The following is a 17373-nucleotide window of genomic DNA, read 5'->3' as shown; positions in this document are numbered from 1 at the left end:
ACTGGCAGAAATCCCCCCCAGGAGTATAGGCTCATCAAAAGCCGGAGGATGTCATGGCTCTAACCGATGTTAAAGTGAAAACCGCGAAGCCAAAAGAAAAGCCCTATAAGCTGGCTGATGGCGGTGGTATGTATCTACTGATTAACGCTAATGGTTCAAAATACTGGCGAATGAAGTACCGCTTCGTCGGTAAAGAAAAGATGCTTTCTATGGGCGTATACCCCGATGTTTCACTGGCTGACGCGCGCGAAAAACGCAGCGAAGCCAGAAAAATTCTCGCCGCTGGAGGCGATCCGGGTGAAACAAAGAAAGAGGAAAAAATCGCCCAGCAAATGACTCTGAAAAACACTTTCGAAGCTGTTGCTCGCGAGTGGCATCAGACGAAAGCCGATCGCTGGTCATTACGCTATCGTGATGAAATCATCGATACCTTTGAGAAAGACATTTTTCCCTACATTGGCAAGCGCCCTATTGCCGAAATCAAACCAATGGAGTTACTGGAAGCACTGCGTAAAATGGAAAAACGCGGAGCTCTGGAGAAAATGCGCAAGGTCCGCCAGCGTTGTGGTGAGGTGTTTCGCTATGCAATTGTCACTGGTAGGGCTGAATACAACCCAGCCCCCGATCTTGCCAGTGCTTTAGCTACACCGAAAAAAGTACATTTCCCCTTTCTTACTGCCAATGAACTTCCTTATTTTCTTAAGGATCTGGCAGGCTATACCGGCAGTATTATCACTAAGACTGCCACTCAGATCATTATGTTAACCGGTGTTCGCACGCAAGAACTGCGTTTCGCACGCTGGGAGGATATCGATTTTGAGACAAAATTATGGGAGATCCCAGCAGAAGTGATGAAGATGAAGCGGTCACATATTGTGCCGCTTTCAAAACAGGTCATTGAGCTGTTTAAACAGCTTGAGCCGATCTCAAAACACCACCCACTGGTCTTTATCGGTAGGAACGATCCTCGCAAGCCAATTAGTAAGGAAAGCATTAACCAGGTCATTGAATTGCTGGGGTATAAGGGAAGACTCACAGGGCACGGTTTCAGACACACCATGAGTACAATTCTGCATGAACAAGGCTTTAACTCGGCTTGGATCGAGACTCAGCTTGCGCATGTTGATAAGAATGCGATTCGTGGGACTTACAACCATGCGCAGTATCTGGATGGGCGTAGGGAAATGATGCAGTGGTATGCAGATTATATCGTTGAACTCTCTTCCGGAAAGGTAACTCCATTAAAATTAGCATAACGCTCAGCCCGCAAGGGCTGAGCTGTTGTAAATGCTTTTATTTTTGCCCAGCCTGCTAAACAACCCGTACTTTATCGCTTAAATTTGCAACTAAAAAGTTCGTTACTAACTGAAGAAAAGAATGTAAAATTCCTGAATTAGTCTACAAAACAACAATTTATTAACAGTCCACTTTCAGACGAGGTGTGCTTTGAAATACGTAATCTATGCAGACGAAGCGTGGACGCAATCGCAACCACTTTATCGTTACCACTGTTTTTTTGGTGGGATGCTATCTTCAATGGAAGAATTTAACCGATTTGAAGCTGAAGTAGTGCAGTTGAAAAAAGATCATAATTATAAAAAAGAAATAAAATGGTCCAATATATCACGACAACATATTGAATTTTATGAAAACTTATTGGTTTTGATTGAAAGATTTATCTGTACCAGTGAAAATACGAAATACCGACAAATGTTTATGGACAGGTCATATAGATATATTGGCGAATCCGCTTCAGAGCTCGATTCTCAATTTAAAATATATTATCAGTTCTTGAAGCACTGTTTTGGATTTGGTTATATCAATGAAAGAAAAACATTCACATTCAAGCTTGATACCCACTCAAGCCACGCACATAAATTAAAGCTAAAAACCTTTATAGAAGGTTTAGAAATACAGAATGTCGATATCAGAGTAGAGTTTATAAATAGTAAAAAATCTGTACCTCTCCAGGTCTGTGACTTACTTATGGGTGCTGCTGGTTACTATGGAAACAAAGCAGACTGGGATTTGCTACCAGGAAAAAGAAGAAGAACCCCAAATCAAATCATGAAATCTGGTTTCGGGAAAAAAATCTATGACATGCTGAGACGAATCGACTCTCAGTTTCGGGGCAGTAAAGCGTTTAACTGGTTTGAAAGTACTGGCGTTGATGGCGACATAAGCAACCGGTATCATCATAAAATGAGGATCTGGAAGTTTATCCCGACCAATAGTCTATCTGATGCAAGTTGGCAGGACGATGCATTTGGGAATAACAAAGTAAGAAAAAAAGTCCTGTAAAAGACAAGGGACATCGGAAGATGTCCCTAATTCAGTATTAACGAGCTTGTCATCACTACTATGTAAATACTGGCTCATAACTAGTATGAGTCTTACAAGCCCCTTTCGGGTACCGTACTATTATGTGCTAAACCAAGATACTTAGCAACACCTTTACAAACCAAGTCGAAGGTCGGTTCTTCCAGACTCTTTGTGATCCATTTGAACTTTCCACCTTCATGAATTTTGATTCGATCTAATCGGTCTAAGCAAACTGTTGTAATCATGTCACATTTAATCCAAGCTTGCTTACCATCCAAGGGGCCCGCAACTTCTACATGCAGCTCAGAGAGGTCATGGGGCTCCGTCGTGCTGAAGGGAACAATAGTAACGAGCTTGGGATTCTCTTTATTCTTTTTGATAACAATGACGGGTCTCTTCTTAACCATCTCTGGAGAAATAAACCCGGTAAAATCGCACATCACTATGGTATTTGGTTTGGGCTGATACTGTAACATTTTCGCGATAATGTCCTTACAGTTTTACGTTTGTATTAATTTAACACACGTACTGAAGGAGGATTATCGCATAATCAAATTATTACGCGGTAATCATTCAACTTTTGGCAGCCTCACATTTCGGGACGCCCCCCAGCCGTCGCCGGTCGCTCAGTAGTACAGGTATGCTACTAAATAGCTGCGCCTAATACCGCTACACTTTTGCCTGACCATGTTTTCCTCCGGGGAATGGGCTGGCGGTTTCCATAAAATGGCGGACCTTTTTCAGTAACTGCCACATTGAGCGGCACTGATGATTACGGGTTATCGTGTCATGAAGTGCCTGCCATAGCCGTTCCACATGATTCACCCACGGCGAGTAAACCGGCTGGTAAATTACCCTGAACTTGGGATTTGCTTTCAACCAGCGCTGTGTTTCGCGGCTTTTATGGATAATGTAGTTATCAACGATCAGCGTGATTGTTTTCGCCCGCCGGTAAGTGGCTTTCAGGTGCTTCAGCAGAGCGATAAACAGCGCTGAACTTTTGCTGTTGCCGCCCACGTAGCTGACTTTACCCGTGCCACTGTGCAGTGCGCCGGCCAGATAGTATTTTTCGTTCTGCCCCGGCGTCACTACCCGTTTCTGCTGTCCGCGCAACTGCCAGTCCGCACCGATTTTAGGATTAAGGTGGATATCCACTTCATCTTCATAAAATACCGGATGCTCTGCGCTGCATTCATCCAGCGCTTTGTGGATTACCGCCATCTTTTCATCTTTATGTGGGTCACGGATACGCAGAGTTGGCGCGGCCCTGCGCCATACAAGCCCCGCAGATGGCAACCAGCGGCGAACGGTTCCTGCATGTAACTGGCAACCGGTTATCTCATTGATTTTTATTGCCAGTAATTCGGTGCTCCAGCGTGAACGTTGATAACCAAAATCGCCGGGAGAATGCTTTATCAGCTCACGTAACAGGGTGCAGATATGTTCAAAAGGCCAGCGTCGGGAGCGCCCTGCGGGTAAGGATTTCAGGCCTTCAATACCTGAGTGCGTAAACCAGTTAATCCAGCGACCAACGGATGAACGGGCACAACAGAGAGTTCTGGCAACATCGCTGACCCGTTCACCCCGATGAAGCATCAGCATGGCCGTGAGTCTGCGGGCATGATTTTTATCACGCGTTTTATGAATAGCTTTCTGCATCAGGCGTCGTTCGCCACGGGGTATTGGTACTATGATCGGCATCGCTCAGTCCGGTTGGTGATTTTGGTTGGTTTGGCGATTGATCAGATCGCACAATCCGGGCTGAGTTCCCTTTCAGTGATCTACTATTCCGCGCAGCTATTTAGAGTGTCAGCGTGCGGTTAGTTAGTGCATAAACTCACCACGCTCGAACGTGCCATCCAACAGTGTAAGTATCCCTGCAATCCGCTTCATTCACTTTTAGAGATCTTCCGACATACTGATAATGTTCCCTGAGGAGATCGCCATGCGTAAAGCCCGATTCTCCGAACACCAGATCATCGCCGTTCTGAAGTCCGTCGAAGCCAGACGCACCGTTAGAGATCAGAGTGGGAGACACGTCGGCACCGTACATTTCTGTGAACATCGCGACGATTTCACGGGTGTACTAATCAACGGGAAGCAGGTCAGTGTTACTCATGTCTTCTCTCCAAAACGTTAGGCTATAAAGTAAGGCCACGGGAGAGTTACGGGCTAGAAAACATAACCCGGTCAATTTCCCAATAATCAAGCAAACAATAGAGCATGCTACGAAGCTCGGGCGTTGCCTTAGCATCGGGAGAGAAATCCCGGCTCATCGCTAGTTGCTCGAACTCTTTTGCCACAGCGAAAAGGGTTCTGGCGACATCCTGCTTTGCAAAGAATTCGCCAAGAATACCAGTGTTGAGGTCAGCTAGTTGCCGTTCAATGCTGGATCGTACCTGTCTGGAAGTAGCGATCCCATCTTTTGCGTGCTGCTCTATGAGCCCTATCGAAACATTCAATATTTTCTTGAGACCCGCACTGCCTTTCGAGCCGTAGGTGAATCCGTCCTTAATGAGTACACTGCGCTCCGATTGCTCATTGAACGAAATCTCTTTCATGCAGAAATCTACTGCGATAGCAATGAATGAACAAACCATATAGAGGCAACGCAAAGCAGCCTCACGCTGGTTGCTTTTTGTTATCGTCTGTTCTGCAAAGAATTTTCCCTGCATAAGCCACTCATTGCAACTGTCAAACGAAAGTGATTTCGCCAGTAAGCTCTTAGAATGAACCATGCGTCCGCGCCAGTCGCCATCGAGTTTGCTAAGAGAGTATTCATCAATCTTTGAGAAGAACTCCTCGTCAGAATACCTCAACGCGTTAGGCTCATCCGACTTGTCAAGCTTGCCTAAGAAGGTACCGTCGAGCACAATAATTCCCAACTCACGTCCAAAATCCTTCACTTCCTGGCGCTTGTCCGTAGTTGCGACTACAGCGTTGGTGGCCTTGGTCGCAACGCGTAGCCCCTGGACCCAGAAAATCCGCTCTATCGCTTGCGGTGTCCTCTTGTTTTTGGCGTCAACCAGAGTTATTTCACGTGATACAGATGACGTCCGGCTATACAGCCAAAGGTCAATATCCGTAACGTCAAAACCCTCATACACAAACGGGACTCCTCGCACTACATAGTATCCAGCCTTGAGGAAATAACTTCGCAGTAGTTCCTCCATACGGGGGCCTTTGAGCAAATTTTGCTGTCCCTTGCTCATATACCGCCTCCAGTGCGAAGAATAGAGAGCATGTCATTGGTAGCTTTGGGGCTCGCTTTAATTTGTGCTCGCCGAACTTTCTCACGATTATGTTCAGGGCCATTGAATATGCTGACTGCCGCAGACGGAAGTGAGTTCAGAGAATGTTCGCTAACGTCCCCTTGTCTGATAGCTTGTAATGCAAGTTCACCAACTTCTGTTTTCAATAATTTCAGCATTGGGCCGCTTCGTCCTTTTTTTGTCCCGTGCTTAACTTCAACGACCCCCTTCAGTTCCAGCACTTTATAGTCCTGTGCAATGGCATTCACCGGTCCAACACTTTCACCTCGAACCAGTGCACTCAATAGCGCGTCAACCATCTGAATCTGCCCCCTGGCATAGCTGCTCTTGGTCATCCCATAGGTCACAGAACTGACAAACGCCTTAGCCAGATCAAATGCGTCATCGACCATTGAGTTGCTGTACTTTGAAAACGCGGATGGCAAAGTCAGAAACCCAGCATCCTCGGTCAAATTACTGACAACGCTGATATCAAACAATCCAATGGCTGCAACCTTCTTAAAAAGAGATTCGCCAAGGAGTTGGATTGCGAAATCCGTGCCGACGCAGGCGCGCTTTTTCAATGTATCAGTAAGCTCATTGAGCTTTGATTGCTCGGCTGATGAAAGCGAGTCAAGAACAGTTTTTATTTTTCGGGTCGTTTCACGACGGAAGAGATTCCCGTTAAATAATAATGCTTGCCCGGCACCGAGGTCCTCAGCATCCACAAATCCAATTTGTTCAGCATCAGACATCAGCCGTTGAATATCGGGTTTTGCAAGCTTATACAAGTCGGCCAATTCCGTGGAAACATGACCAGATAGTACGGGCTCGACCGAAGCTTTCTCTGCAAGCGCGATCGAGGCAACCTCAGATGCACCTGGCATGAGGGCATCATATATGTCTGATGTATGTTGGAGAGTCTTTGCAGTTGTAACACCAAGTACAGCAATACCACCATTCGCGGTGTCAACCAGTTGCTGCTGCTTCAGTACTTCGATGAGTTTTGGTAGTTCGAAGGTTGTATTGATATTCGCCGCTTGCGCCAGAACGTTCAGGCGATCGTTATTCAGTGTTGAGTGGTTATTTGACGAGATTGCAGATAGCAAAATGCCCGCTTTACCCGCAAGGAAGGTCTTCTCATAGCCGGCTTGATTTGTTATTCCCTGCAGTTTATTAGTGTGATGAATTAACCACGAACCTTTGGTCTTCTTGTCCATTTAGTTCCTCTTTAAGCCAAATATTGCACGGCAAGCGAAATGCTGCCGGCATTGAACCTAACCCACACTGTTCACTAGTTTATCCAAATCGAATTCCGAACAAGCCACCTTCCTCCGTTGCATCGGTAAGGCGCTCCTGCAACACATATTCGTTAAGGTCGAAGCCATCAATCGTTTCTTTAAAGGCATCGTCTTCATTCATCGTGACGATGTACTGGAAACCTAGCTCCTGCGCAATCTCAGAACCAAGACGCAACGCACTGATAACTTGACGCCCATCGACGCCGTCAAATAAATGGCTGTCATGAATCAAGAATCCAGGCCCCATTTGCCGCTTAGCGCACAGACGCATAAGCATCATGTCAAAGCAGAAAATCTGCATATTCTTGATTCCCTTGCTACGTTGCCCCTGCATCGGAAACTTGAACATCGGTCCATTGGACGTCTCGTCAACCGTCATGCTTCCGGCCGACTCGTACAGACGTTGCGAGGTCTCTTCAAAAGCCACGATTGCCTCTGCTAATCTATCCTTCTGCTCTGCGAAGTCGCGCCGCAAGCGAATAGTGAGGCGATGGCGCTCGATCTCCAATTCATTTTTGGTGCCTTCAAGCTGCTCGGCTGCTTCAAAGCGCTGTCGCAACAACTTAACTTCGGATTCCAGTCTCCCTAGCTCTCCTTGTAGCTTAAGAAACTGCTCAAGGGCACCATGGCTCTTGAGGATGCCCAGTACTTCGCCACGGCGCTGATCGATCTGCGCTTTCTTACCATCACGCAGTTCGATGCGCAGCTTTGCGGCTTCCAGCTCGCTGGACAGGTAGTCCTTGCGGTTGCGTACCACTGATTCGTGGAAGCTCTTTACGTCCTCATAGCGACGCTTCACTAGACCGGGAAGCACGATGCCGGCTTCTTGATAGACAGCCTGCAGATCCTCAAGGTCAGGTGGGACCTCGGACGCCAGCGCACTTTCCAGATCTCTGATGGCCGAAAAATCGATTGTGTTAGCATTAGCCAATTCGTTGAGTTGGCGAGTCAGGGAAGCACTTTCGACTTCCAACTCCCGGTATTCAGGCAGAACCTGGAAAGTATCAATCTCTGCATAAAGCTTCCTGAGGCGAGCTTCTTTCAGAGTCAACTCCGTGCGCAAATCTGCCGCCTTGCCAATGATTGAGCCGAATGCACCATTTCCTGCAGCCTTCTTTAGCTCTTCCAGCGTCTTTTCTCGATCGCGAACAGCTTGCCAATCTCGTGCAATCTGCCAGTCCAACCCAAGCAAGAACATGAGCGCTATCTGCATGTCGCCAGTGCCCTGCATCGCGGCCTGCTTCTCCGGGGTCGTGAAGGCACCGCTAGCCTGTCTGCGCACAAAGTAGGCGAATAGTGACCGGAACGAAGGCGGCTTGCTGCCGGCAGCCTCCAGGCTGCCCAAACCAAACATGTGTTCGCCAAGGAAAGCGCACCACTCCGTAGCCGAGAACTTAGCCTTCGCTGCTGGAGGGACGGTCACGAAAATTTTGGCCTTGGTGCCGCCGCTACGCTCAACGATGGCGCGCTCCGCCTTCAGGTCGAATACCATTCCAAAGGAGCTATCCACTAGCTCCTTAGTGCGGAAAATCGATTCAGGTCCAGCATCGGCACCTAACAGGAAATGAACCAGCTCAATGAAACTTGTTTTACCTGCGCGATTGCGCGTCTGCTTGCTGCTTGCACCCTCGGTTTTCTGAGCAAGCAAGACATTCAGGCCTGGTTTCAGATCTTCAATAATCTTGAAAGTGGGTAGAGTGCTGAAAATGTGATGAATCAAGGCGTTCTCCGTGTCACAAGGCCGCTTTTGAGTTCAATAGTCCCTATGGCGTAAAGGAGATCGAGCGCGAGTAGGAACCAATCGTATGTGATTTTTCGCGGCATTGCAGCTACGCTTGCGTCATGCCGGTTCAACTCCTCCCAAAGCGCAGAGACGGTCTTCGGCCGCACAAGATAGGTCAACACATACGCGCCAACAGTCAAAAGCGCGCGGTCCTGCTGCAGATGCTTGGATGGCAAAATCATACTGCTCTCACCGCTTGAGCGTCTTCAAAAATTTCGCATTTGTCGAACAAATATGCCATAACGGCCAGCACTGCCGCCTTATGTGTAGGCGTAGTATTGGCTGTGCCTCCGGCCCAAGTTTCAAGCCGACCAAATATCTCATCGGGATGCAGCGGAGGAACTTGGTCACGCAGCGCCCTGTATTGGCTGTTGAACGCCTGCGCGATCTGCTCACCGTAGGCCGGGTTCCTCCAGTTATTGAAAAACTGGGCCACGAGAGTTGATTTTTGCATACCGATTTTCAAAAAATCAGCAACAGCTTGAGACAAAAGATTTGCCTCGATCTTTCCGCGCGACACATCGTTCACTTCACTGGAAGTAGGCACGGGCATAATGCTGATGTGGGTAAGCACGGCAACTAGATCACTAAATCCCAGATTCACGTTTGCTTCCATTGTCAGCGACGGACCAAACCAAGATTCAAGATCTTGTAAGCTCAACTGGCGAAACTTCGCCAGCATTTCCTCATATCCGCAATGGCCGATCTTGATTTGGGAGTGAGCCTCACCCAGCTTCAGCAGCGCTTCGATAATGTGGGGACCTAAACGGCCATCATGAGCATTGTGGACAAAGGTCCACTCATCGAAATATTCTTCCCAGTGCTCTTTGGCTCCATCGAAATCCTCATTGATTTTCTTGACTGCTTCAGCAGCGGTCAATTCATTAGGGGCGTAACTCTGGTACAAGATACGCGCCGAGGGCAGGTAACCATCATTCTTCCGATCGCCAACATTCCCCCACGGGCGACACGCCATGAAGTCATTTGGATGAGCTTTTGACATGAGTTTTTCGAATAGATGTTGAAAGCTGTCTCCCTTAGATTCCAAAAAGGCAATACGGAAGTCTTTTTCGTAGTTGAGCTGCTGTATGCGATCCATGAGCTTAACCCACACTCTCATATTCTTAGTTTTTTAGGCGATACCTCATGGTCTTTTGATACCAGTCTGATTCTGTCAACGGTTGACCTCAAATGTAAGCACCTTATCAGCCGTAATTCGCGACAACAGTATTAGGATAGTATACGACACGGACAAGCCGATTCCGGCCAGTACGTTTGAGGCTTCCTGCTTTGGGTCATGTATTCAATCCGTTGATCACCCTGTAGAATGACTGATTTACGGGTGAGAATTTATGGCTCAGGTTGACGTGAAATGTCCCTTCTGTGGACGCATTGATGCGGTTAAAAAGCATGGTCTGGGCACTGCCGGGCACCAGCGCTATCGTTGTCAGTCATGTAGCCGAACTTTCCAGCTTGATTACGCTTATCGTGCCTGCCAGCACGGCATGAAAGAGCAAATTGTTGACCTTGCGATGAACAACTCGGGGATCCGCGATACTGCAAGAGCGCTACATATCAGCATTAATGCTGTTGTGCGCACCTTAAAAAACTCTCGCCGCGACGGGTAACTACGCTTCCACTGGACAACCTGCAAATCCAGCTGATTTGTGAAATTGATGAAATGTGGTCATTTGTGGGCAACAAGAAGCAGCAGCGTTGGTTGTGGTATGCATGGGAGCCTCGCCTCAAACGTATTATTGCCCATGCTTTTGGCCGTCGAAGCAAAAAGACTTTGCGTAAGTTATTGAAGCTGTTAGTGGGCTTTAATGTTGTCTTCTGGTGCACAGATAACTTCAGCGTTTACGACATGTTACCGAATGAAAAGCACATCACAGGCAAGCTTTATACACAACGGATAGAGCGTGAAAACCTGAACCTTCGCAACCGGCTAAAGCGGCTTAATCGTAAGACCCTCGGATACTCGAAATCAGTAGAAATGCATGACAAAATTATCGGTACATTCATTGAGCGTGAGCACTACTTGCAATGAGCCGATCTACACATTGAATACGTGACCGTTTATGCCGCCACTATTGTTAAAAAGCCTGTTGCGCATCACACTTTTATCGCGTAAAAAGGACGCAGGAAAAAATTATTCCTTCCTATTGGCGTATATTACGGACGAAAAATTTTCCCAATACCGGTAATATTGACACCTCATCAGGAAGAAAATAACGTCCTCTTTTATCTCCCGCAGGCACGCGGCATTCATTAAGAATTCTAAATGGAGTTATCAACTCAATCAGATAATCGCTGAGGGTTTCAGGTACTCGCAGGATTATCACGGTATGGCTGGAGTGGTTGAATCCATAACGTATAAATGAATAAACGCTATTGCTCCGTAAACAACTGGCTGGTTGACGTCGCCTCAGGCTCGATTCTCCATTTAACCACCGGGGAACGTAAACGCCTGGGGGAATACCAGCTCAAGCTGCTGGATATCCTGGTTCAGGGCGCGGGGAAAATCTTCACCCGCGAAGAGCTGACGACCCTGGTCTGGGAGCGTCGGGTCATCGGCAATAACAGCCTGCCTAACGCCATCCACGCGCTGCGTACGGCGCTGGAAGACGATGGGAAAAACCAGAGAATTATCAAAACTATTCCGCGCAAAGGCTATCTGCTTGAGGCCGAGTATTGCTGCGTCGTGGAGAAAGATGAAGATGAGGTCAACGAGCCTGAAGAAGCCGTCGATGAGCAGGACGCACATCTGCCGCTTTCTGGTTCCGAAGAACCTGTCGCCGCATCCAGCCCGACAGAGGCTGGCGTTGAAGACACCCCGGCCGTGCAGACGGTGGCCCCCCGGGTCCCCCACAAGCGCCGCTATGGCGTCATGCTCTTTGTGCTGGCGCTGCTGATCACCGCCAGCGCAACGGCAGGCTTCTGCTGGCAGCTGTTTGGCGGCTACAGCGAACGTCTGGTCGCGCGTGAAGTTCAGCCCGGGGTATACGGCAATATCCGTATCTATGCGGTTGAGGCAATAGGCGATCCAAGCTATATGTCGACCAATCTATACAGCAAGCTCAAGGACTCGCTGTATGCGCTAAACCAACAGATAAAAATGCAGTCCGCGACGATGAACGTGTACTTTCACAGCAATAACTCATCGTTGAACTACAGCTTCATGGTGAGCAACGGCTGCGACAAAAAGCAGCTATCCATGGCGATTTACCACTGGCGTACCGATACGGTGCAGCTGAACGATCTTATCCTGCGCGAGACCCGGAGAAAGCTCAATGAACTGGCGACATGCAAAGCGAGTTAATCTGCTGATTGTATTGATAATCGCACTGACGGCGCTGGGCGGTCTGGCGTATAGCATGCTGGCGACAACCTCCGCACTCCCCACCGGGCCAGTGACGGGCGGCTTCCAGATGGGGTTTTACGATCTGATGTCGCAGCGTAAAGAGGTTTACAACGTCAATCTGAAAACCACCCGCAACGTGCTGATGGCAACCATCACTAACCCGGACGACAATCGTTTCGTGTTGAAGGGTAAATTCACCCCTACGCAGAAAAAGCAGGGGAGAATCTACTTTAACCTGACGCCCATCTTCTACAGCGCGGAGCAAAAGGGGCTCATGATTGAGGGGCTTGTCGACCAACTGATGTACTCCAACTACTGGATGGAGCCGATCTCACTGAACAACCAATCGCTGGTGGTCGGGCAAAACGGTTCGATTTTCCTCTACCCGATGCCGAAATAACGCGGGCCTATCCCATCATACCCGTCAGTTAAGCTAAATTCGTAGGCCGGATATGCAAAGCACCGTTCGGCCTACTGCGCGCGGATTGCCGGATGGCGGCGTAAACGCCTTATCCGGACTCCCGTTCCTGCTCCTACCAGCACCAGGGCCTATCCCAACAGGTTTTTGACCGTCGCCAGGCGCACGTTGGCCTGCGTTGCCAGCGCCTGCGACAACGCCGTATAGCTGCTGCCGCTGCGCGCCAGCGCCTCACCGAGGCCGCGCGAGGTTTCCAGCGCCTGCTTCGGGCTATAGGTCGTCGCCATGTCGTTTATCCGCGCGCTGACCCGTTCTTGCTGCTGACGCAGACGACTTCGCTGCCCGGTAATATGGTCGAGGGTGTGCTGTAGCTTCACCTGCCCTTCGCGCTCGCGGCGCGTTGACAGCGCCAGCATCTCGTCGCTGCTGGCGCTTTCCGCCTGCGGCGCAAGGAGCGTAAACGCATCCGCCGGATAATGTTTGCCCTCACCACGTACCGTAAGCTGCTGGCTGACCCGCTCCCAGCGGCTTTCGTCAACGCTGAAGGTCAGCTGGCCGCCGGCCTGAGTCGCGTGAATCCCCAACCGCCCGAGCCCCACGTTCAGCTTAATCAACGTCTGGCGCGGCGTCGCGTCTTCCGGCAAGGCAACGGCCACCATCTCACGCTGGCGGCCACCGAGCGAGAACACCAGCGTTTCGCCCCCCGACTGACTCAGCAGTTTTTCGCTGCCCGGCAGGGTAAAATTGACCGTACTTTTCTGCTCCAGCGACGCCGTCATATGCCGATCGACCGTTCCGCCCGAAAGCTGCGTTCGGCGTGCCAGATGCGTTTGCAGCGCCTGAGCCTGCGCGCTGGCGTCACCGCCGCGCGCGGTGGACTGACGTAGCTGAAGCAGCTGCGTTTCGGTCTTGGCCAGATAGCTATCGGCCTGCTGCACCGCCGTGAGCTGCTGGTTGAGCTGCACGTTATAGCGCATCGGACGGCGCGAAAGCAGCGCCGCCTCGGGAAATGCGCTGCTTCTGGAAACGGCGTCAGGGGCGCTGACGCGGCCAACGCTGTGCGGAGCGTCAATACCGCCGCGCCCGGCGCTTGCCGGGGCGGAGGTGGTCAGAGAGGCTGTTTTTAAACCAACTTGCATAACCGATTACAACATGCTGAAGAGATTAAGCTGGCTGACCATGCTGTACGCCTTATTGGTGATCTGCATTGATGTCATGTACAGCTGAAGATTGATGGTGGTTGTGGCCGAGTCCGCTGCGTTAAGGTCGGTTTCCACCTGCGCATTCGACAGGCTAACGTCGGTGTGCGCATCGCCAATCAGCGTCAGGCGATTCTGACGGCCGCCAAGATCGGTAAACAGCGCGCCCAGGCTATCGCTGGTCGTTTGGGTCATACCGATCATCGCCGAAATATCATCCTGATAATCCGCATAGTTCATATTCGGATCCTGCATATTCTGGCTCAACTCTTTCAGCATATTCAGCATCTTGAGATCGTCGCCAGCGCCGGAAAATGCCTGCGCAACATGGGTGTTTTCCGTAATGGCCACGCCGTTGGCCACCAGAGTTTCACGCGATTGATCGTTCCCGCCAAAAACGTACTGACCGTCCACCAGCTCAACGGCCTTCGTGCCGGTCATGGTGCCGGAAAACAGATAGCTGCCGTTCTCATTTTTGCTATTCATTGTCGCGACCAGTGAGTCCAGCATCGACTCCAGCTCGGCGCCGTAGCTCGCCAGATCTTTCTGGCTCAGCGTACTGTTGTTCGCCAGCTTGAGCTTATCGCTTACCGCCAGCACCTGATTGCTCATTGCCGTAATGTGCGATTCCTGCACCGACAGCGCGCCGCTCAGGCTCGTGATATTGCTTTGATACTGCTTAATTGCCGACTGTTCGCGGCTCAGCTGCACCAGGCGGCTAGCCGCCACCGGGTCATCTGACGGGACGTTGACGCGCTTTTGCGTCGACAGCTGTTCCATCAGTTTGGCGACGCGATTGCCGTTTACGCCGAGCTGCGCCAGCATGGCGTTAGAATTGTTAAGACCGCTAATACGCATGGGTTAGTGCTCCTGATGGCGTTTAGAAAATACCGAGCAGATCGCTGAAGACCTGGTTCCCTGCGGCGATCACCTTCATGTTCGCCTGATAGGCCTGCATATAAACCTGCAGATTGATCGCCTCTTCATCCTGGTTTACCGCACTCAGGTTGTCGCGCTGCGTCTGGGCTTCTGCGCTGACCGACGTCGCCGCTTCCATCTCGGTCTGGCTCTGTTTGCTGGCAATACCGATGGTGGAAATAATCGCCGCCGCGCCTTCGCTCAGGCTCATATTGCCGAGCCCCGGTATATCGGTTTTTTCGTTTTTCAGTTCGATCAGCGCGTTAAGGTTGTCGCCGTTACCCGGCTCCAGCGGATCGCCGGACAGCGCCAGCTCGTCCGGCGAGAGATCGTTAACCTGAAGCATCCCGGCCGGGTTTGACGGATCGAAGGTAAACAGCGGTTTACCGCTCTGCCCATTCAGATCGAAGCCATCAGCCAACTGATTGTTAAACATGTCGGCCACGGCGGATGCCATCCCCTGAACGGCGTCACTCATCTGCTTTAGCGTGCCCACTTCGTAATCGTAAAGCGCGCCCAGTTGGCCACCGGCCGACGGGTTGAGCGAAAATTCGCTGGTCGAGAACTTCAGCGTCAGCGTTGAGTTGCCGTTGCCGTCCGTGCCAACGCTCAGCTGACCGGCGGTTTTGCCGCTGACCAGCGGCTGACCGTTGCTCAGCGCCACGGTGTAACCGCTGCTGTCGTCGCTCACCTTCACGTCCGCCAGCGAGCTCAGCTGTTTCACCAGCTCATCGCGCTGATCGCGCAGCACGCTACTGTTGCCGCCGGTCGCATCCATCTCAACAATTTTCTTGTTGTAGTCGGCAATACCGCCGCTCAGCGTGTTGATCTGATCGACCATCGCCCCGCGCTGGGTGCCGATTGACGTTTTCTGGCTGGAGATAAAGTCGTTCATGCTGTTGAAGCGGGTCGCCAGGGAATTGGCCTGGTTCAGCAGCTGCTGGCGCAGCGCCTGAGACTCCGGCTGCTGCGTCAGCGCGCTCATGGCGCTGACAAATTCATCCAGACCGGCACCAAGACTGGTGGAGTCCGTACCGATCACCTTTTCCAGCGCGCCAATATACTGGTTGCCCATGCTGTAGTAGTTGGCCTTGGTATTGGTCTGCCACACCTGATTAACCAGATACTGGCTGGAGATACGGCGAATGCTATCCACCTGCACGCCGCTGCCGGGCGAAATGCCGGCTTCGCCCATTGGGCCAACGGCGCTCTGAATAATGCCCTGACGGCTATAGCCGGAGGTCAGATAGTTAGCCGTGTTCATCGACGTTACGTTCATGCCCAACTGGGCCGCCTGTAGACCACTATAGGCGATATTAATCATACTCATGGCTTACTCCTGCCCTTCGGGTCACGGGAACGACGGGCGTATTAAGTTCTTGCGGTTGCCCCTGTAAAGCGGCCACCTGCGCGTCATTCTTAAGCGGTACCGCGGTTTGCGGCGTTAGTTGGTTTATGATCATCTGCGCGATACCGGTGCTGCGCTGAGAGGCCAGCTCGGACGCCATCTTGTCATCATAAAAATCACGCATCATGCGCTGCTGCTTACTGTTAAACGGGTTATCTTCTCCCAGCACGTCAGCGGCTTTACGCATCTGCGACAGCATCGATTTCAGCATCAGCGCTTCAAACTGTTCGGCCGCCTGCTCAAGATTCTGCGGCTTTACCTGCCCGGTCATATCGCCGGGCAGAATTGCGGTCTGGCGGTTAATGGCATCCAGCATTACATCACCACCAGTTCAGCATCCAGCGCGCCCGCTTCATGCAGCGCCTGCAAAATGGCCATGGTGTCATCCGGCGCGGCGCCCAGGCTGTTTAAGGTATTCACAATGCTGCGCAGGCTGGTACCGGCAGAAATGGTCACCATCTGGCCGCGACCGCGATTAACGCTGACGTCGCTCTCCGGCGTGACCACCGTCTGGCCCTGGCCGAACGCGTTCGGCTGGCTGACGTTGGAAGACTCGCGAATAGTGACCGTCAGGTTGCCGTGGGAGACCGCAGCGGCGCGCACGATCACGCCATCGCCAATCACCACCGTGCCGGTGCGGGCGTTAAACACCACGCGCGGCGGCTGCTTACCGGCGTTAATCTGCACGTCTTCCAGCGCCGACATAAAGGCGACGCGCGCACCGGCGCCCATCGGCGCGCGTACCGCGACGTTGGTCGCGCTCTGCGCCGTCGCCGTGCCCGAGCCAAAGGCGTTATTCAGCGCCACGGCAACGGTGTTGGCGGTTTTAAAGCTTGGCCGCTTGAGGTTAAGCATCACCATCGGCTCCTGCTGGAAGTCACTGGCGATTTCACGCTCAACGGAACCGCCGTTCGGCACGCGGCCTACGGTCGGGGTGTTAATCGTCACGCTGGAACCGCTGTTGCCCTCGGCCTTCACGCCGCCGACCACCACGTTCCCCTGCGCTAACGCGTACACTTCGCCATCGGCGCCGCGCAGTTGGGTGAGCAGCAGCGTACCGCCGCGCAGGCTTTTGGCATCGCCGATTGACGAGACGGTCACGTCAATACTCTGACCGAGGGAGTAGCCCGGCGGTAGCGTGGCGCTGATCGCCACCGCCGCCACGTTCTTCACCTTCGGATCGATTTTGGCCGGCAGCTGCACGCCGAACTGGCGCAGCATATTGGTGACCGATTGACTGGTGAACTTCACCTGGTTTTTATCACCGGTACCGTCAAGGCCGACCACCAGGCTGTAGCCAATCAGCTGGTTGCCGCGTACGCCCTGGATATCCACCACGTCACGCAGCGGCTGCGCCACGGCGCCCGCGCTGAAAAGACACAGCAAAAAGAGGATCCGTTTCAACATTA

The 17373-nt window shown here is 51.4% G+C and carries 18 protein-coding genes; 5 read left to right on the top strand and 13 right to left on the bottom strand.

Features of this window, described 5'->3' with window-relative positions:
* The first annotated feature begins 53 nt into the window (after positions 1-53).
* Together H7R58_RS00670 and H7R58_RS00665 are read left to right on the top strand one after the other, a co-directional pair.
* Positions 54-1256, top strand: coding sequence for a tyrosine-type recombinase/integrase (locus H7R58_RS00670; protein ID WP_182934558.1), 1203 nt, complete (start codon positions 54-56; stop codon positions 1254-1256).
* 190 nt (positions 1257-1446) lie between these two features.
* Positions 1447-2301, top strand: a complete 855-nt coding sequence (locus H7R58_RS00665) for a DUF3800 domain-containing protein (RefSeq protein WP_182934557.1) — start codon at positions 1447-1449, stop codon at positions 2299-2301.
* A gap of 92 nt (positions 2302-2393) precedes the next feature.
* Here the strand turns inward: H7R58_RS00665 and H7R58_RS00660 are convergent, their stop codons facing one another.
* From H7R58_RS00660 to H7R58_RS00630, 8 genes are all read right to left on the bottom strand, one after another.
* On the bottom strand, positions 2394-2798 hold the full coding sequence (locus tag H7R58_RS00660) for a type II toxin-antitoxin system PemK/MazF family toxin (RefSeq protein WP_182934556.1): 405 nt from the start codon (positions 2796-2798) through the stop codon (positions 2394-2396).
* 193 nt (positions 2799-2991) lie between these two features.
* Positions 2992-4023 carry an IS630-like element ISEc33 family transposase gene (locus H7R58_RS00655; RefSeq protein ID WP_001395480.1) on the bottom strand — a complete coding sequence of 344 codons (1032 nt, stop codon included), beginning with the start codon at positions 4021-4023 and terminating at the stop codon, positions 2992-2994.
* 464 nt (positions 4024-4487) lie between these two features.
* Positions 4488-5534, bottom strand: a complete 1047-nt coding sequence (locus H7R58_RS00650) for a hypothetical protein (protein WP_182934555.1) — start codon at positions 5532-5534, stop codon at positions 4488-4490.
* Entirely contained in the window at positions 5531-6793 is a 1263-nt protein-coding gene (locus tag H7R58_RS00645; RefSeq protein ID WP_182934554.1) for a hypothetical protein, read from the bottom strand. The genes H7R58_RS00650 and H7R58_RS00645 overlap by 4 nt, the downstream gene beginning before the upstream one ends.
* A 79-nt stretch (positions 6794-6872) precedes the next feature.
* Positions 6873-8594 carry an ABC-three component system protein gene (locus tag H7R58_RS00640; protein ID WP_182934553.1) on the bottom strand — a complete coding sequence of 574 codons (1722 nt, stop codon included), beginning with the start codon at positions 8592-8594 and terminating at the stop codon, positions 6873-6875.
* A complete protein-coding gene (locus H7R58_RS25475; protein ID WP_320108688.1) occupies positions 8591-8839 on the bottom strand; it encodes an ABC-three component system middle component 6 in 249 nt (82 codons plus the stop codon). The genes H7R58_RS00640 and H7R58_RS25475 overlap by 4 nt, the downstream gene beginning before the upstream one ends.
* The gene (locus H7R58_RS00635; RefSeq protein WP_182934552.1) at positions 8836-9756 is read right to left on the bottom strand and encodes an ABC-three component system protein; all 921 of its coding nucleotides are present in this window, start codon (positions 9754-9756) and stop codon (positions 8836-8838) included. Before H7R58_RS00635 ends, H7R58_RS25475 begins: the two co-directional genes overlap by 4 nt.
* 75 nt (positions 9757-9831) lie before the next feature.
* Positions 9832-9960, bottom strand: a complete 129-nt coding sequence (locus tag H7R58_RS00630; protein ID WP_182934782.1) for a type II toxin-antitoxin system RelB/DinJ family antitoxin — start codon at positions 9958-9960, stop codon at positions 9832-9834.
* A gap of 49 nt (positions 9961-10009) precedes the next feature.
* Between H7R58_RS00630 and H7R58_RS00625 the strand changes: the two genes are divergently transcribed.
* The 3 genes from H7R58_RS00625 (at position 10010) to H7R58_RS00615 (ending at position 12421) form a co-directional block, all read left to right on the top strand.
* A protein-coding gene (locus H7R58_RS00625; RefSeq protein ID WP_182929052.1) for an IS1 family transposase occupies positions 10010-10707 on the top strand; the annotation gives its coding sequence in 2 pieces (ribosomal slippage) (positions 10010-10259 and positions 10259-10707; 699 coding nt in all).
* Positions 10708-11037: 330 nt separating this feature from the next.
* Positions 11038-11979, top strand: coding sequence for a winged helix-turn-helix domain-containing protein (locus H7R58_RS00620; protein WP_182929795.1), 942 nt, complete (start codon positions 11038-11040; stop codon positions 11977-11979).
* Entirely contained in the window at positions 11951-12421 is a 471-nt protein-coding gene (locus H7R58_RS00615) for a hypothetical protein (protein WP_182929794.1), read from the top strand. Before H7R58_RS00620 ends, H7R58_RS00615 begins: the two co-directional genes overlap by 29 nt.
* Before the next feature lie 149 nt (positions 12422-12570).
* Here H7R58_RS00615 and H7R58_RS00610 read toward each other — a convergent pair whose 3' ends face one another.
* From H7R58_RS00610 to H7R58_RS00590, 5 genes are read right to left on the bottom strand one after another with little or no spacing between them, the layout of a single operon-like run.
* Positions 12571-13578 (bottom strand): hypothetical protein, encoded by a 1008-nt coding sequence (locus H7R58_RS00610; RefSeq protein WP_182929793.1) that lies wholly within the window; start codon positions 13576-13578, stop codon positions 12571-12573.
* Positions 13579-13584: 6 nt separating this feature from the next.
* Positions 13585-14496 (bottom strand): flagellar hook-associated protein FlgL, encoded by a 912-nt coding sequence (flgL, locus tag H7R58_RS00605; protein WP_106924903.1) that lies wholly within the window; start codon positions 14494-14496, stop codon positions 13585-13587.
* Positions 14497-14518: 22 nt separating this feature from the next.
* The gene (gene flgK, locus H7R58_RS00600) at positions 14519-15886 is read right to left on the bottom strand and encodes a flagellar hook-associated protein FlgK (RefSeq protein ID WP_106924902.1); all 1368 of its coding nucleotides are present in this window, start codon (positions 15884-15886) and stop codon (positions 14519-14521) included.
* Positions 15873-16280, bottom strand: a complete 408-nt coding sequence (locus tag H7R58_RS00595) for a rod-binding protein (RefSeq protein ID WP_182929792.1) — start codon at positions 16278-16280, stop codon at positions 15873-15875. The genes flgK and H7R58_RS00595 overlap by 14 nt, the downstream gene beginning before the upstream one ends.
* Positions 16280-17371, bottom strand: coding sequence for a flagellar basal body P-ring protein FlgI (locus H7R58_RS00590; protein ID WP_106924900.1), 1092 nt, complete (start codon positions 17369-17371; stop codon positions 16280-16282). The genes H7R58_RS00595 and H7R58_RS00590 overlap by 1 nt, the downstream gene beginning before the upstream one ends.
* Between the last annotated feature and the right edge of the window lie 2 nt (positions 17372-17373).

It is taken from the genome of Klebsiella sp. WP4-W18-ESBL-05, from assembly GCF_014169075.1.
In the GTDB taxonomy this organism is placed as follows: Bacteria; Pseudomonadota; Gammaproteobacteria; order Enterobacterales; family Enterobacteriaceae; genus Kluyvera; species Kluyvera ascorbata_B.
This window is presented reverse-complemented; position numbering and strand designations above follow the sequence as displayed.

What these genes read in the sequence shown, in the direction of transcription:
- H7R58_RS00670 (WP_182934558.1), top strand. Translation starts at nt 54, where the DNA reads ATGGCTCTAACCGATGTTAAAGTGAAAACCGCGAAGCCAAAAGAAAAG.
- H7R58_RS00660 (WP_182934556.1), bottom strand. Translation starts at nt 2,798, where the DNA reads ATGTTACAGTATCAGCCCAAACCAAATACCATAGTGATGTGCGATTTT.
- H7R58_RS00655 (WP_001395480.1), bottom strand. Translation starts at nt 4,023, where the DNA reads ATGCCGATCATAGTACCAATACCCCGTGGCGAACGACGCCTGATGCAG.
- H7R58_RS00650 (WP_182934555.1), bottom strand. Translation starts at nt 5,534, where the DNA reads ATGAGCAAGGGACAGCAAAATTTGCTCAAAGGCCCCCGTATGGAGGAA.
- H7R58_RS00645 (WP_182934554.1), bottom strand. Translation starts at nt 6,793, where the DNA reads ATGGACAAGAAGACCAAAGGTTCGTGGTTAATTCATCACACTAATAAA.
- H7R58_RS25475 (WP_320108688.1), bottom strand. Translation starts at nt 8,839, where the DNA reads ATGATTTTGCCATCCAAGCATCTGCAGCAGGACCGCGCGCTTTTGACT.
- H7R58_RS00635 (WP_182934552.1), bottom strand. Translation starts at nt 9,756, where the DNA reads ATGGATCGCATACAGCAGCTCAACTACGAAAAAGACTTCCGTATTGCC.
- H7R58_RS00620 (WP_182929795.1), top strand. Translation starts at nt 11,038, where the DNA reads ATGAATAAACGCTATTGCTCCGTAAACAACTGGCTGGTTGACGTCGCC.
- H7R58_RS00615 (WP_182929794.1), top strand. Translation starts at nt 11,951, where the DNA reads ATGAACTGGCGACATGCAAAGCGAGTTAATCTGCTGATTGTATTGATA.
- H7R58_RS00610 (WP_182929793.1), bottom strand. Translation starts at nt 13,578, where the DNA reads ATGCAAGTTGGTTTAAAAACAGCCTCTCTGACCACCTCCGCCCCGGCA.
- flgL (WP_106924903.1), bottom strand. Translation starts at nt 14,496, where the DNA reads ATGCGTATTAGCGGTCTTAACAATTCTAACGCCATGCTGGCGCAGCTC.
- flgK (WP_106924902.1), bottom strand. Translation starts at nt 15,886, where the DNA reads ATGAGTATGATTAATATCGCCTATAGTGGTCTACAGGCGGCCCAGTTG.
- H7R58_RS00595 (WP_182929792.1), bottom strand. Translation starts at nt 16,280, where the DNA reads ATGCTGGATGCCATTAACCGCCAGACCGCAATTCTGCCCGGCGATATG.
- H7R58_RS00590 (WP_106924900.1), bottom strand. Translation starts at nt 17,371, where the DNA reads ATGTTGAAACGGATCCTCTTTTTGCTGTGTCTTTTCAGCGCGGGCGCC.